Source organism: Citrobacter sp. Cpo061, assembly GCF_030332845.1.
GTDB classification, from domain to species: Bacteria; Pseudomonadota; Gammaproteobacteria; order Enterobacterales; family Enterobacteriaceae; genus Citrobacter; species Citrobacter portucalensis.
The window spans coordinates 167,224-181,470 of record NZ_JAOWHB010000053.1 but is presented as its reverse complement, the minus strand read 5'-3'; the positions used below and the strand labels follow the sequence as shown (position 1 = coordinate 181,470).

Genomic DNA, 14,247 nt, shown 5'->3' with positions numbered 1-14,247 from the left:
TTTCGCACTGGCGTATCTGGCTGCTGACGACCACAATCAAGATCCCAGAGGTATTGATTGGTGAGATTATTCGGTACGCACTTCGTACCTGTCTCTTGCACCAACCTGCGCGGATGCGCAGGTTTTTTTTCGGATTGTATTTACCAGTTACCTGTCGCGCCAATTCCCCAACTCGTATACTCTCCCACCATTGATGTTTATATAATTAATGGCACAGGGAGTTGAGATGCTATTTGGCTTTTTTCGTAATCTGTTTCGCGTGCTTTTCCGCGTTCGCGTCACGGGCGATGTCGGCGCGCTACAGGGAGAACGCGTTCTAATCACTCCCAACCATGTCTCATTTATAGACGGCATCCTGTTGGCGCTCTTTTTACCGATTCGTCCCGTCTTCGCTGTTTACACCTCGATCAGCCAGCAATGGTATATGCGCTGGCTAACCCCGCTGATTGATTTCGTACCGTTAGATCCAACCAAACCGATGTCGATTAAACATCTGGTTCGTCTGGTCGAACAGGGCCGTCCGGTGGTTATTTTCCCGGAAGGACGTATTTCGACCTCCGGCTCGTTAATGAAAATTTATGACGGCGCGGGGTTTGTTGCCGCTAAGTCGGGGGCGACGGTGGTTCCTGTGCGCATTGAAGGCGCGGAGCTTTCCCGCTTTAGCCGCCTGAAAGGTTTGGTTAAACAGCGATTCTTCCCGCGCATCCGCTTACACATCCTACCGCCCACACAACTGCCGATGCCGGAAGCTCCGCGTGCTCGCGATCGCCGCAAAATTGCCGGAGAGATGCTGCATCAAATTATGATGGAAGCACGCATGGCGGTTCGTCCGCGTGAAACGCTATACGAGTCGCTGCTGGCGGCGAAATACCGTTTTGGCGCAGGCAAAAACTGCATTGAAGATGTTAACTTTACCCCGGACAGCTACCGCAAGCTGCTGACAAAGACGCTCTTTGTGGCCCGTATTCTGGAAAAATACAGCGTCGAAGGTGAAAAAATCGGCCTGATGCTGCCAAACGCTGGGATCAGCGCAGCGGTCATTTTTGGCGCCATTGCGCGCCGACGCATTCCGGCCATGATGAACTACACCGCGGGCGTGAAAGGATTAACCAGCGCCATTACTGCGTCTGAAATTAAAACGATCTTCACATCCCGACAGTTTCTCGATAAAGGCAAACTCTGGCATTTACCGGAACAGCTCACCCAGGTGCGTTGGGTTTATCTGGAAGACTTAAAAGCTGATGTGACCTTTAGCGATAAGCTGTGGATTTTCTCACATCTGCTGGCACCGCATCTGGCGCAGGTGAAGCAGCAGCCGGAAGACGCTGCGGTGATCCTCTTTACTTCTGGTTCAGAAGGCCATCCGAAAGGTGTGGTTCACAGTCATAAAAGCATTCTGGCGAACGTTGAGCAGATCAAAACGATTGCCGATTTCACCGCCGATGACCGTTTTATGTCGGCGCTGCCGCTGTTCCACTCCTTTGGCCTGACGGTGGGATTATTCACGCCGCTACTGACTGGCGCAGAAGTGTTTCTTTATCCCAGCCCGCTGCATTACCGCATTGTGCCAGAGCTGGTATACGATCGGAACTGCACCGTGTTGTTTGGTACTTCAACGTTCCTCGGCAACTACGCGCGTTTTGCGCATCCGTACGATTTCCACCGCCTGCGCTATGTGGTGGCGGGAGCGGAAAAACTTCAGGACAGCACAAAGCAGCTGTGGCAGGAGAAATTTGGCCTGCGCGTTCTTGAAGGCTATGGCGTGACGGAATGTGCGCCGGTTGTGTCGATTAACGTACCAATGGCGGCAAAATCGGGAACGGTAGGGCGCATCTTGCCTGGTATGGATGCTCGACTGTTGGCCGTTCCGGGAATTGAGGACGGTGGGCGTTTACAGCTGAAAGGTCCTAATATTATGAGCGGCTATTTGCGCGTCGAAAAACCTGGCGTGCTGGAAGTGCCGACAGCAGAGAATGCGCAAGGTGAGATTGAGCGCGGCTGGTATGACACCGGAGACATCGTGCGCTTTGATGAAAACGGCTTTGTACAGATTCAGGGGCGCGCTAAGCGTTTCGCTAAAATTGCCGGAGAGATGGTTTCGCTGGAAATGGTTGAGCAACTTGCGTTGGCGGTATCTGCAGACAAAATGCACGCCACGGCGATCAAGAGTGATGCCAGCAAAGGTGAGGCGCTGGTGCTGTTCACTACCGATAGCGAACTCACGCGTGAAAAACTACAGCAGTATGCGCGGGCGCACGGTGTACCTGAACTCGCCATACCACGTGATATTCGCCATCTGAAGCAACTCCCCTTACTCGGCAGTGGTAAGCCGGATTTTGTTACGCTGAAAAGCTGGGTCGATGAGCCGGAAAAACAACATGAGTGAGTCAGTGCACACTAACACTTCAATCTGGTCCAAAGGGATGATGTCCGTTATCGCCGCGCAGTTTCTGTCGGCGTTTGGCGATAATGCGTTGCTGTTTGCTACGCTGGCGTTGCTGAAAGAACAATTCTATCCGGACTGGAGTCAGCCAATCCTGCAAATGGTGTTTGTGGGCGCTTACATTCTGTTTGCTCCCTTTGTGGGACAGGTGGCGGATAGCTTTGCCAAAGGCAGAGTGATGATGTTCGCGAACGCTCTGAAACTGCTGGGCGCGGCGAGTATTTGTTTCGGTATTAATCCGTTTCTTGGGTATACGCTGGTGGGGATCGGCGCGGCGGCATATTCACCGGCCAAGTACGGCATTCTCGGTGAACTGACTACCGGCGACAAACTGGTGAAGGCTAACGGCCTGATGGAAGCCTCCACCATTGCCGCGATTTTGCTCGGTTCTGTCGCCGGCGGCGTTCTGGCCGACTGGCACGTGATTGCCGCGCTTTCTGCCTGTGCCCTGGCCTATGCTGGCGCGGTGGTGGCTAACCTGTATATCCCGAAACTGGCCGCGGCTCGTCCTGGCCAGTCCTGGCATCTGGGGAAAATGACGCGCAGTTTCTTCTGTGCGGCTTCATCGTTGTGGCGTAATGGCGAGACGCGTTTCTCGCTGGTCGGAACCAGCCTTTTTTGGGGCGCGGGCGTTACGCTGCGTTTTCTGCTGGTGCTGTGGGTCCCGGTGGCGCTCGGCATCACCGATAACGCCACGCCGACCTACCTCAATGCCATGGTAGCGATCGGGATTGTGGTCGGTGCGGGTGCGGCAGCGAAGCTCGTAACGCTGGAAACCGTGTCGCGCTGTATGCCTGCGGGGATCCTGATTGGCGTCGTGGTGCTGATTTTCTCTCTTCAACATTCGCTGCTTCCGGCTTACGCATTGCTGATGCTTATCGGCGTGTCGGGTGGCTTCTTTGTGGTACCGCTGAATGCGTTGCTGCAGGAACGGGGTAAGAAAAGCGTCGGCGCGGGTAATGCGATAGCGGTGCAAAACCTGGGCGAAAACAGCGCGATGCTGTTGATGCTCGGTATTTACTCACTGGCGGTGCTGGTGGGGATCCCGGCTGTTGCGATTGGTATTGGATTTGGTGCGCTGTTTGCTCTGGCGATTGCGGCACTGTGGATTTGGCAGCGCCGCCATTAGTCTGTTGTATGCTGTTGCCGGATGCTCACTTTGTAGGCCTGATAAGCGTAGCGCCATCAGGCGCTAATCGTCACGGTTCGAGATGAGCATGCTATGAATGTGCCGGATGGCGGCGTTGCCTTATCCGGCCTACAGGATGCTCACTTTGTAGGCCTGATAAGCGCAGCGCCATCAGGCGCTAATCGTCACGGTTCGAGATGAGCATGCTATGAATGTGCCGGATGGCGGCGTTGCCTTATCCGGCCTACAGGATGCTCACTTTGTAGGCCTGATAAGCGTAGCGCCATCAGGCGCTAATCGTCACGGTGCGAGATAAGTATGCTATGAATGTGCCGGATGGCGGCGTTACCGTATACGGCCTACAGGATGCTCACTTTGTAGGCCTGATAAGCGTAGCGCCATCAGGCGCTAACTGTTACGGTGCAGGATAGGTATACACCTGATGCACCGCTTCAATCTCCGCCAGTACTTCTTCGCTCAACTCCAGATGCAGACTTTCAACGTTGGTTTTTAGCTGCTCCATCGTCGTGGCGCCCAGCAAAGTGCTGGCGACAAACGGCTGACGACGCACGAATGCCAGCGCCATTTGCGCAGGATCCAGATTATGGCGTTTCGCGATATCTACATAGGCCGCAACGGCTTTCTGCGTCTGCTCGCCGCTGTAGCGCGTGAAACGACTAAACAACGTATTGCGTGCACCGGCAGGTTTCGCGCCGTTCAGGTATTTCCCGGTTAACGTACCGAAGCCCAGGCAAGAGTAAGCCAGCAGCTCAACGCCTTCATACTGGCTCACTTCAGCCAGTCCAACCTCAAAGCTGCGGTTCAGCAGGCTGTAGGGGTTCTGGATGGTGGCGATGCGTGGCAGATCGTGTTTGTCCGCCAGGTGTAGATAGCGCATCACGCCAAACGCGGTTTCATTAGAAACGCCGATGTAGCGAATTTTCCCGGCGCGCTGAAACTCGGCCAGTGCGTCCAGCGTATCGAGAAGGGAAACGACCGGCGCGGAGTCTGTCCAGCTGTAACCTAACTTACCAAAACAGTTGGTCGGGCGCTGTGGCCAGTGAACCTGATACAGATCCAGATAATCGGTTTTCAGTCTTTTCAGGCTGTCGTGCAGCGCTTCACGGATATTTTTACGATCCAGCGCCTGATTCGGTCGAATGCCGCTGTCGTTGTTACGTGATGGTCCGCTGACCTTAGACGCAACGAGCAGCTTTTCGCGGCTGCCGTGTTTGGCGAGCCAGTTACCTACGTAGGTTTCGGTGAGACCCTGGGTTTCAGGACGCGGCGGTACCGGATACATCTCGGCAACGTCGATCAAATTAATGCCCTGTGCTACGGCATAATCGAGCTGTGCATGTGCGTCGGCTTCGCTGTTTTGTTCACCAAACGTCATTGTGCCCAGCCCCAGTGTACTGACTTCCAGCGAGCTGTGGGGTATACGGTGATATTGCATAGCCGTTTCCTTTTTATAATCACGACATAAGGATTATAAAAATGGCTGAGGGAAGAGAAAAAGGGAAGTAAAATTGTTAAGGCCAGCGCGCTGCTGACCTCAACCATCAGCGTTCAATGATTTGAGACACATCATCACGGTTAATCTGCATCGCATTGCCCTGCTGGTCGTGATAGCTCACCAGACCAGTATCATCGTCAATTTCTGGTTTTCCATCGGTCAGGATCATTCGACCATCTTTTGTCGCCATAACATAATCGCTGCTGCATCCGGAAACGGCAAAAGCCAGTCCTACGGCGGAAATCAAAACTGCCCATTTTTTCATCTGCTTATCCTCACATGGCCTGCGTCTGACAATAGTTTAGTAATAACGCGAAGTTGTGCAGGGTGAAAGCAGTAAAATCTTAAACTGTGAGAAGGGGTAGGTGTGGCTGGCATTCGCTCCCCTTGCGGGGAGCGATGGATTTCATCAGAGCGGATTTTTTTTATTACGCCACAGGTTCAGGGTCTCTACCGCGATAGAGAAGAACATGGCGAAATAGATATATCCTTTCGGAACGTGGACGTCGAAACTTTCCAGAATCAGCGTAAAACCGACCAGAATCAGAAACGAGAGCGCCAGCATTTTCACCGAAGGGTGGCGATCGACAAACTCACCAATCGGGCGAGCAGCAAACATCATCACGCCTACGGCAATCACCACCGCCGCCATCATGATAAACAGATGATCGGACAAACCAACCGCAGTAATCACGGAATCCAGACTGAAGATAATGTCTAACAACATGATCTGTACAATCGCGCCCAGGAAAGAAGATACGCGGGTTTTTAACCCCTCTTCCTCACCTTCAATGGATTCGTGGATCTCTTTACTGGCTTTCCAGATCAGGAACAATCCCCCCAGCAGAAGGATCAGGTCGCGTGCTGATATCGCCTCGCCAAACAGCTCGAATAACGGGTTTGTCAGCCGCGTTACCCAGGCGATAGAAGCCAGCAGTGCCAGACGCATGATCATCGCCGCCGCCAGCCCAATACGTCGGGCATGATTGCGTTGCGCTGTCGGGAGTTTGGCTACAACCAGAGAAAGGAAAATAATATTGTCGATCCCAAGAACGATCTCCAGCAGCGTCAGCGTACCGAGCGCAAGCCAGGCGTTAGGATCGGTTATCCATGCAAATAACATCGAACAAAGTCCTGCCAAAAAAAAGAAGCGGTAATTATAGGCCCGTAACGCGGCAGGTGAAAGGCCGGACGGTGCCTATTGCGCCTGGAACAAGAAATGTCGCTCAAGCAATGCGCGGGTGAAGTTCTTTTTCAGGTAAAAGCCGCGTGGCAGGGTCAGGATGGGTTCGCCGTTGGCGCCAATGGCCTCGGTAAGCGCGCGGGCGTTGGCGGCTTTAGGACGCAGTTGCAGTACTTCCCCATGGCGAGCGGTGATGCGTTCGACATGTCCTAACACAATCATGTCCATTAACTCTTCCCAGTCCAGACGCAATTGCCGGTCTTCTTCTTCATTCGGGCTCCACAGCAGGGGAGAGCCGACGCGGCGCTCAGCCAGAGGGATGCTGCGTTCGCCTTCTACCGGGATCCACAGAACACGTTTGAGTTTGTGCCGTACATGGCTGGTTTCCCAGGTGACGCCGGTATTGCCGGTTAACGGCGCCACACACACAAAGGTGGTTTCCAGCGGTCTGCCAAGACTGTCCACAGGGATCGTTTTCAGCTCCACGCCCAGCGCCGCAAAATCCTGCTCTGGTTTACTGCCCGCGCTGGCACCGAGCCAGATTTCCAGCAGGACGCCAATCCAGCCTTTATCGCGCTTAAGATCCTTCGGCGTAACGATTCCCGCCATTGCCGCTAATTCTCCTAACGCGTAGCCCGAAAGCTGCCGTGCCTGGCTCAGCAACTGTGCTTCAGATTCAGGGGGAGAAAGCAACGGACGGAGTTCTGGCATCGGGTTAACCCTTAGGTGAAAAAATGAGCAATGATTTTATACCGTGTGGACAGAGTTTATCTTTTTCCACATGCTTTATTCAATTCTATGATTTATATTGGTTTTTAGATTCACGTTCGCAGAGTTGCGCAACAGCGAAGCGGGTTTTCCAATTCTGGTCACTGACAATGAACAGGATCTTACACCATGTTATCCACAGAAAGATGGGATAACTGTGAAAAACCCCCACTACTGTTTCAATTTACAGCCTTGACGTGCGACGAAAATCGAATTTTCACACAAATTGTGCCTAACTTATTGGCATAATCTGTGGATAAAACCAACGCTGGTCGATCTTTCATCAGCGTTAAGATCGTATGCGTGATGCACATCACATTTCTGTGTGTTTATCTGCGTGGATCGGTTTTAACTTTATGAATGTATGAGAGTATTTTTGATATGTGACGAATGTCTTATTCGGACTGTTCTGGGTTTTCCCATAGTAATTCCGTACTTCTTCACAACTATATCCACAGAAAAGGTGAATAAAATCGCCTTGCTTGCCCTTCTTCTGTTTATAACTCGGCCTTTAACTGTGAGTTATTCAATTGTTATTAGAATATCGCACCCTTAACAGAGTGGTTTACCGCCCCTCAGGAGTGTGAAACAATCGTTTGTATATAAGGTTTATGTTGAGGTAGTCCGGTGATTGATGACGATGGCTACCGCCCGAATGTAGGGATAGTAATTTGTAACCGCCAGGGGCAGGTCATGTGGGCCCGGCGATTTGGTCAGCACTCCTGGCAATTCCCACAAGGTGGGATCAATGCAGGAGAGACAGCAGAGCAGGCGATGTACCGGGAACTCTTTGAAGAAGTGGGTCTCAGTCGTAAAGATGTACGGATCCTTGCTTCTACTCGTAACTGGTTGCGTTACAAGTTACCGAAACGTTTGGTGCGTTGGGACACAAAGCCGGTTTGTATCGGCCAGAAACAAAAATGGTTTCTTCTGCAATTGGTCAGCAGTGATGCTGAAATCAATATGCAAACCAGCAGTACACCTGAGTTCGACGGCTGGCGCTGGGTGAGTTACTGGTATCCGGTTCGACAGGTGGTGTCATTTAAACGCGATGTCTATCGCAGGGTGATGAAAGAATTCGCAAGTGTTGTCATGGCGCTTCAGGAGAGCACTCCTAAACCGCAAAGCGCACCTGCGTACAGACGTAAAAGAGGTTAAGCTACGCAAATTATGCTCACCCGCCTGCGCGAAATAGTCGAAAAGGTGGCCAGTGCTCCGCGTCTGAACGAAGCGCTGAATATACTGGTTACCGACATCTGTCTTGCGATGGATACAGAGGTCTGCTCGGTCTATCTGGCCGATCACGATCGACGTTGTTATTACCTCATGGCGACCCGGGGACTAAAAAAACCACGTGGTCGCACTGTCGCACTCGCGTTTGATGAAGGTATCGTTGGCCTGGTTGGCAGGCTGGCGGAACCTATCAACCTCGCCGATGCGCAAAAACATCCCAGCTTCAAATACATTCCTTCGGTAAAAGAAGAGCGTTTTCGTGCATTCTTAGGCGTACCGATCATTCAGCGTCGCCAGCTTTTAGGTGTGCTGGTGGTGCAGCAGCGTGAGCTGCGTCAGTACGATGAAAGTGAAGAGTCTTTCCTCGTCACGCTCGCCACGCAAATGGCGGCCATACTTTCGCAGTCGCAGCTAAACGCGCTGTTCGGCCAGTACCGTCAAACGCGTATCCGTGCGCTGCCTGCCGCTCCCGGTGTGGCAATAGCCGAAGGTTGGCAGGATGCGACGCTGCCGTTGATGGAACAGGTCTACCAGGCTTCAACGCTGGATCCTGTGCTTGAACGCGAGCGATTGACCGGTGCGCTGGAAGAGGCGGCGAACGAATTCCGCCGCTACAGCAAGCGTTTTACCGCTGGGGCGCAGAAAGAAACGGCGGCGATCTTTGATCTTTACTCGCACTTGCTTTCCGATACCCGTCTGCGCCGCGAGCTGTTTGCGGAAGTGGATAACGGTTCGGTGGCCGAATGGGCGGTTAAAACGATCATTGAAAAGTTTGCCGAACAGTTCGCCGCGCTGAGCGATAACTACCTCAAAGAGCGGGCCGGAGATTTACGCGCGCTGGGCCAGCGCCTGCTGTTCCACCTTGATGACTCTATCCAGGGGCCGAATGCCTGGCCGGAACGCTTTGTGCTGGTGGCGGACGAACTTTCGGCGACCACGCTGGCGGAGCTTCCTCAGGACCGGTTAGTTGGCGTGGTTGTCCGGGACGGCGCAGCCAACTCTCATGCGGCAATTATGGTGCGTGCGCTGGGTATCCCTACCGTCATGGGGGCCGATATCCAGCCGTCGGTGCTGCATCGCCGTACGCTGGTGGTGGACGGTTATCGCGGTGAACTGCTGGTCGATCCGGAACCGGTATTGATCCAGGAATACCAGCGTCTTATCAGTGAAGAAATTGAGCTGAGCCGCCTGGCGGAAGACGACGTCAACCAGCCAGCACAGCTGAAAAGCGGCGAGCGCGTGAAGGTGATGCTCAATGCGGGCCTCAGCCCGGAACATGAAGAAAAGCTGGGTAGCCGAATCGACGGCATTGGCCTCTATCGCACCGAAATTCCGTTCATGCTGCAAAGCGGATTTCCTTCGGAAGAAGAACAGGTTGCGCAGTATCAGGGGATGCTGCAAATGTTTAACGACAAGCCGGTGACCCTGCGTACGCTGGATGTCGGCGCCGATAAACAGCTGCCCTATATGCCGATCAGTGAAGAGAACCCCTGCCTTGGCTGGCGAGGGATCCGCATAACGCTCGATCAGCCGGAGATCTTTTTGATCCAGGTTCGCGCTATGCTGCGTGCGAATGCGGCAACCGGAAACCTGAGCATTTTGCTGCCGATGGTAACCAGCATCGATGAAGTGGACGAAGCGCGACGTTTGATTGAACGCGCCGGACGCGAAGTGGAGGAGATGATCGGTTACGAGATCCCGAAACCGCGCATTGGCATCATGCTGGAAGTTCCGTCGATGGTGTTCATGCTGCCGCATCTGACAAACCGGATAGACTTTATCTCGGTTGGAACCAACGACCTTACCCAGTACATACTGGCCGTCGATCGTAACAACACACGGGTAGCCAGCATTTATGACAGCCTGCATCCGGGGATGTTGCGTGCGCTGGCGATGATTGCGCAGGAAGCCGAAAGAAGCGGTATCGATTTGCGCCTGTGTGGTGAAATGGCGGGCGACCCGATGTGCGTGGCTATTCTGATCGGTCTCGGTTTCCGTCATTTGTCGATGAACGGTCGTTCTGTCGCTCGCGTAAAATATCTGCTGCGTCATATCGATTTTGATGAGGCGCAAACGCTGGCGCAGCGCAGCCTGGAGGCACAGATGGCAACAGAAGTACGCCATCAGGTAGCGGCCTTCATGGAGCGTCGTGGCATGGGGGGCTTGATTCGCGGGGGATTGTAGGTCTGATAAGCGTAGCGCTATCAGGTATTACGGGGGATAGAGATTACCTATACAGATCTTTTACATCTTCCCGGCATCCGCTTCTAACCCCTTGTGCTATCATTCGCACCTTTGGAGCGCCTGCATTATGCAGGCGCGCTTATCAATTGCTGTCTGACTTCAGCGAAATAACAAGAACTTGTGGTGACAGATGACCAGTAGCTATCTGCATTTTCCGGATTTCGATCCGGTCATTTTCTCAATCGGACCCGTCGCGCTTCACTGGTACGGCTTAATGTATTTGGTGGGGTTTATTTTCGCGATGTGGCTGGCGACGCGCCGCGCGAATCGTCCGGGCAGTGGCTGGACCAAAAATGAAGTAGAAAACTTACTGTATGCGGGCTTCCTCGGGGTTTTCCTCGGTGGGCGTATTGGTTACGTACTGTTCTATAACTTCCCGTTATTCCTCGATAATCCCCTGTATCTGTTCCGCGTCTGGGACGGCGGTATGTCCTTCCACGGTGGACTTATCGGTGTGATCCTGGTGATGATTATCTTCGCCAAACGCACTAAGCGTTCGTTCTTCCAGGTTTCTGATTTCATTGCCCCGCTGATTCCGTTTGGCCTGGGTGCAGGGCGTCTGGGCAACTTTATCAACGGTGAGCTGTGGGGACGCGTTGACCCGAACTTCAAGTACGCCATGCTGTTCCCCGGCTCCCGTACCGAAGATATTTTACTGCTGCAAACTAACCCGCAATGGCAGTCTATTTTTGATACCTACGGCTCGCTGCCACGCCACGCCTCACAGCTTTATGAGATGGCGTTGGAAGGCGTTGTGCTGTTTATCATTCTGAACTTGTACATTCGCAAACCGCGCCCGATGGGTTCGGTATCCGGTCTGTTCCTGATTGGTTATGGCGCGTTTCGTATTATTGTTGAATTCTTCCGCCAGCCGGATGCGCAGTTTACCGGCACCTGGGTACAGTACATCAGCATGGGGCAGATCCTCTCTATCCCGATGATTGTCGCAGGCATTATTATGATGGTTTGGGCGTACCGCCGCAGCCCACAGCAACACGTTTCCTGAGGAACCATGAAACAGTATTTAGAACTGATGCAAAAAGTGCTGGATGAAGGCACACAGAAAAACGACCGTACCGGAACCGGAACGCTTTCCATTTTTGGTCATCAGATGCGTTTTAATCTGCAGGAAGGGTTCCCGCTGGTTACGACTAAACGCTGCCATTTACGCTCGATCATTCATGAGCTGCTGTGGTTCTTGCAGGGCGATACTAACGTTGCCTACCTGCATGAAAACAACGTCTCAATCTGGGACGAATGGGCGGATGAAAACGGTAATTTAGGCCCGGTTTATGGCAAACAATGGCGCGCGTGGCCTACGCCAGATGGTCGCCATATCGACCAGATCACCACCGTGCTAAACCAGCTGAAAAATGATCCGGACTCTCGCCGCATCATCGTTTCAGCATGGAACGTCGGCGAGCTGGATAAAATGGCGCTGGCACCGTGCCATGCGTTCTTCCAGTTCTACGTGGCGGATGGCAAGCTCTCCTGCCAGCTGTATCAGCGTTCGTGCGATGTGTTCCTCGGCCTGCCGTTTAACATTGCCAGCTACGCTTTGCTGGTACACATGATGGCGCAGCAGTGCGATCTGGAAGTGGGTGATTTTGTCTGGACCGGCGGCGACACGCACCTGTACAGCAACCATATGGATCAAACTCATCTGCAGCTTAGCCGTGAACCGCGCGCGCTGCCGAAACTGGTTATCAAACGTAAGCCTGAATCAATCTTTGACTATCGCTTCGAAGACTTCGAAATTGAAGGCTACGATCCGCACCCGGGTATTAAAGCACCGGTAGCTATCTAACCTGTTTCATGCTGTCACAACCGACGCCCATGTGCGTCGGTTTTTTTTGTCTCAAATCGCGTTCTTCGGCGTGGATTCCTGAAATATTGCAACGGCCTGTAACGCGCTAAATATTCCCCATAGCTCGCCGTAGAAACCGAATTTCCCGCTCGTTATTCATTTTCCTCACGCCATACTGGCGATATGAAAAAACAACAAGGTTACACGCTTCTCGAAACCCTGATTGCGATGCTGATTGTCGCGGCGCTTGGTGCATCTGGGCTGTATGGTTGGCAGCGCTGGCAGCAGCAACAGCGGCTGTGGCAGACCGCCTGCCAGGTGCGGGACTACCTGCTGCAACTGCGTGAAGATGCTAACTGGCGTAACCGCGATCACGTGATAAGCGTGATTCGGGATGGCACATCATGGTGTTTTGTCAGCTCTGCGGCTTCGCAAACCACGTGTCGACCCGCTTCGTCTTTGGTTTTTACACCGCTCTGGGACGACGTCGAAATGGCAGAGATAACACCTTCACTGGCCTTTTTTGGGCTGCGCAATACGGCATGGGCCGGACATATACGTCTGAAAAATGCGAGTGGGGAATGGCGCGTGGTGGTGTCTGGCTGGGGGCGAATCAGGCTTTGCGAGCGCGATGAGGCCAGATTATGTCAGTAAACGAACGGGGATTTTCACTGCTGGAGATGCTCATTGCCATGGCGATTAGCAGTATTTTATTGCTTAGCTCAGCACGATTTTTACCGGCGCTACAGCGAGAGATTCTGCGTAACACACGCCAGTTAGTACTGGAAGATGAAATATGGCAGCGGGTCTACACCGTGGCGAAGCATCTTCAGCGGGCGGGGTATTGCCGGGGAAACTGTGTCGGAGAGGGACTGGTGATATCGGCTAAGGGAGACTGTGTTATTGCCCGCTGGGATGCCAACAGCAATGGCGTTTGGGAAAGCAGTCCCGTGAAAGAGGCTGATTCTATTGGGTTTCGTTTACAGGACAAGGTGTTGGAAACCGTGCGTGGAGCCACCGGCTGCACTGGCAAAGGATGGGAGAAAATGACCGATCCGGCCACGATGCAGATTGAGGCATTCCAGGTTGAAAGGCTGAATTTCAGCGGATATTCCCCGCTTCTTACGCTGCGTTTGCGTGGAGTGAGCAATGACCAACCACAAAAAGTTGTTGAAGCGGTCTACAGCGTTACGGGATTCAACCTGTGAACCGTGAGAGAGGCGTATCCTCTCTGGCAATGGTCCTGTTGCTGCTGGTGCTCGGTAGTCTGCTGCTGCAAGGCGTTAGCAGACAGGAGGCCAGTTTTGCTGCGCGTGTGGCCACACAAAGTCAGGCGCTGCAGCGTCAGGCGGTAGTGCAATCCGCGATGGAATGGGGGCGTATGCAGCCCTGGCGCTTACAACCCCCCGTACAGTGTCGGCGCGTTCCCACGCAGGATGCCGCGGTTTGCCTGCGCCGGCTTACCAATAATTATGTGCTGCTTATTGCCCACTATGAAGGGATATCGTTATGGCGTCAGGGGGTGGTTATTGATGGCAACATAGAATTCTCGGCGCGTGGCTGGAGCGATTTTTGTCCGCTAAAGGAGCAGACGTTATGCCAGATCCCCTGAACAGACAGCGTGGCTTTAGTCTGCCGGAAGTGATGCTGGCAATGGTACTAATGATCATGATTGTGACCGCGTTGTCAGGATACCAGCGGGTACTAATGAACAGCTTTATCATCAGAAACCAATATCAGCAACTCTGGCGCCACGCCTGGCAGCAAACCCAGCTGTACCCGTTTTCATCGCCTGTGAACTGGCAGGTTAACCGAATGCAGACAACGAGAGCGGGATGTGTCAGCATCAACGTTATAATTTCTTCACCCCTCGGCAGGCAGGGTCAGATGACGCGTCTGCATTGCCCGAATCGTCAGTAGTCAG

14 protein-coding genes are annotated in these 14,247 nt (G+C 53.2%); 10 read left to right on the top strand and 4 right to left on the bottom strand.

Features of this window, described 5'->3' with window-relative positions; all coding sequences use genetic code 11:
• The first annotated feature begins 226 nt into the window (after positions 1 to 226).
• Both aas and lplT read left to right on the top strand, forming a co-directional pair.
• Positions 227 to 2,386: a bifunctional acyl-ACP--phospholipid O-acyltransferase/long-chain-fatty-acid--ACP ligase gene (gene aas / locus OGX97_RS19490; protein ID WP_235126877.1), complete on the top strand. Its 2,160-nt coding sequence runs from the start codon at positions 227 to 229 to the stop codon at positions 2,384 to 2,386.
• Entirely contained in the window at positions 2,379 to 3,572 is a 1,194-nt protein-coding gene (gene lplT, locus OGX97_RS19485) for a lysophospholipid transporter LplT (protein ID WP_008785713.1), read from the top strand. Before aas ends, lplT begins: the two co-directional genes overlap by 8 nt.
• 415 nt (positions 3,573 to 3,987) lie before the next feature.
• Here the strand turns inward: lplT and OGX97_RS19480 are convergent, their stop codons facing one another.
• The 4 genes from OGX97_RS19480 to mutH form a co-directional block, all read right to left on the bottom strand.
• Complete coding sequence (locus OGX97_RS19480; RefSeq protein WP_032944858.1) at positions 3,988 to 5,028, bottom strand: NADP(H)-dependent aldo-keto reductase; 1,041 nt, start codon at positions 5,026 to 5,028, stop codon at positions 3,988 to 3,990.
• A gap of 106 nt (positions 5,029 to 5,134) precedes the next feature.
• On the bottom strand, positions 5,135 to 5,353 hold the full coding sequence (gene ygdR / locus OGX97_RS19475; protein ID WP_000758660.1) for a lipoprotein YgdR: 219 nt from the start codon (positions 5,351 to 5,353) through the stop codon (positions 5,135 to 5,137).
• A gap of 144 nt (positions 5,354 to 5,497) precedes the next feature.
• Complete coding sequence (locus OGX97_RS19470; RefSeq protein WP_003033961.1) at positions 5,498 to 6,211, bottom strand: TerC family protein; 714 nt, start codon at positions 6,209 to 6,211, stop codon at positions 5,498 to 5,500.
• Positions 6,212 to 6,286: 75 nt separating this feature from the next.
• On the bottom strand, positions 6,287 to 6,982 hold the full coding sequence (gene mutH / locus OGX97_RS19465; RefSeq protein WP_003033965.1) for a DNA mismatch repair endonuclease MutH: 696 nt from the start codon (positions 6,980 to 6,982) through the stop codon (positions 6,287 to 6,289).
• A gap of 684 nt (positions 6,983 to 7,666) precedes the next feature.
• Here mutH and rppH point away from each other — a divergent pair.
• The 8 genes from rppH (at position 7,667) to OGX97_RS19425 (ending at position 14,243) form a co-directional block, all read left to right on the top strand.
• A complete protein-coding gene (rppH, locus tag OGX97_RS19460) occupies positions 7,667 to 8,197 on the top strand; it encodes an RNA pyrophosphohydrolase (protein WP_003825602.1) in 531 nt (176 codons plus the stop codon).
• Positions 8,198 to 8,209: 12 nt separating this feature from the next.
• The gene (gene ptsP / locus OGX97_RS19455) at positions 8,210 to 10,456 is read left to right on the top strand and encodes a phosphoenolpyruvate--protein phosphotransferase (protein WP_003825604.1); all 2,247 of its coding nucleotides are present in this window, start codon (positions 8,210 to 8,212) and stop codon (positions 10,454 to 10,456) included.
• 190 nt (positions 10,457 to 10,646) lie between these two features.
• The gene (gene lgt, locus OGX97_RS19450; protein ID WP_003825606.1) at positions 10,647 to 11,522 is read left to right on the top strand and encodes a prolipoprotein diacylglyceryl transferase; all 876 of its coding nucleotides are present in this window, start codon (positions 10,647 to 10,649) and stop codon (positions 11,520 to 11,522) included.
• A gap of 6 nt (positions 11,523 to 11,528) precedes the next feature.
• The gene (gene thyA, locus OGX97_RS19445) at positions 11,529 to 12,323 is read left to right on the top strand and encodes a thymidylate synthase (RefSeq protein WP_003033990.1); all 795 of its coding nucleotides are present in this window, start codon (positions 11,529 to 11,531) and stop codon (positions 12,321 to 12,323) included.
• Positions 12,324 to 12,506: 183 nt separating this feature from the next.
• Positions 12,507 to 12,977 (top strand): prepilin peptidase-dependent protein, encoded by a 471-nt coding sequence (locus tag OGX97_RS19440; protein WP_204191830.1) that lies wholly within the window; start codon positions 12,507 to 12,509, stop codon positions 12,975 to 12,977.
• Complete coding sequence (locus OGX97_RS19435) at positions 12,968 to 13,531, top strand: prepilin peptidase-dependent protein (RefSeq protein WP_057067306.1); 564 nt, start codon at positions 12,968 to 12,970, stop codon at positions 13,529 to 13,531. The genes OGX97_RS19440 and OGX97_RS19435 overlap by 10 nt, the downstream gene beginning before the upstream one ends.
• On the top strand, positions 13,528 to 13,935 hold the full coding sequence (locus tag OGX97_RS19430) for a DUF2509 family protein (protein ID WP_032944853.1): 408 nt from the start codon (positions 13,528 to 13,530) through the stop codon (positions 13,933 to 13,935). The genes OGX97_RS19435 and OGX97_RS19430 overlap by 4 nt, the downstream gene beginning before the upstream one ends.
• A complete protein-coding gene (locus tag OGX97_RS19425; protein ID WP_008785708.1) occupies positions 13,920 to 14,243 on the top strand; it encodes a prepilin-type N-terminal cleavage/methylation domain-containing protein in 324 nt (107 codons plus the stop codon). Before OGX97_RS19430 ends, OGX97_RS19425 begins: the two co-directional genes overlap by 16 nt.
• Positions 14,244 to 14,247 lie beyond the last annotated feature (4 nt).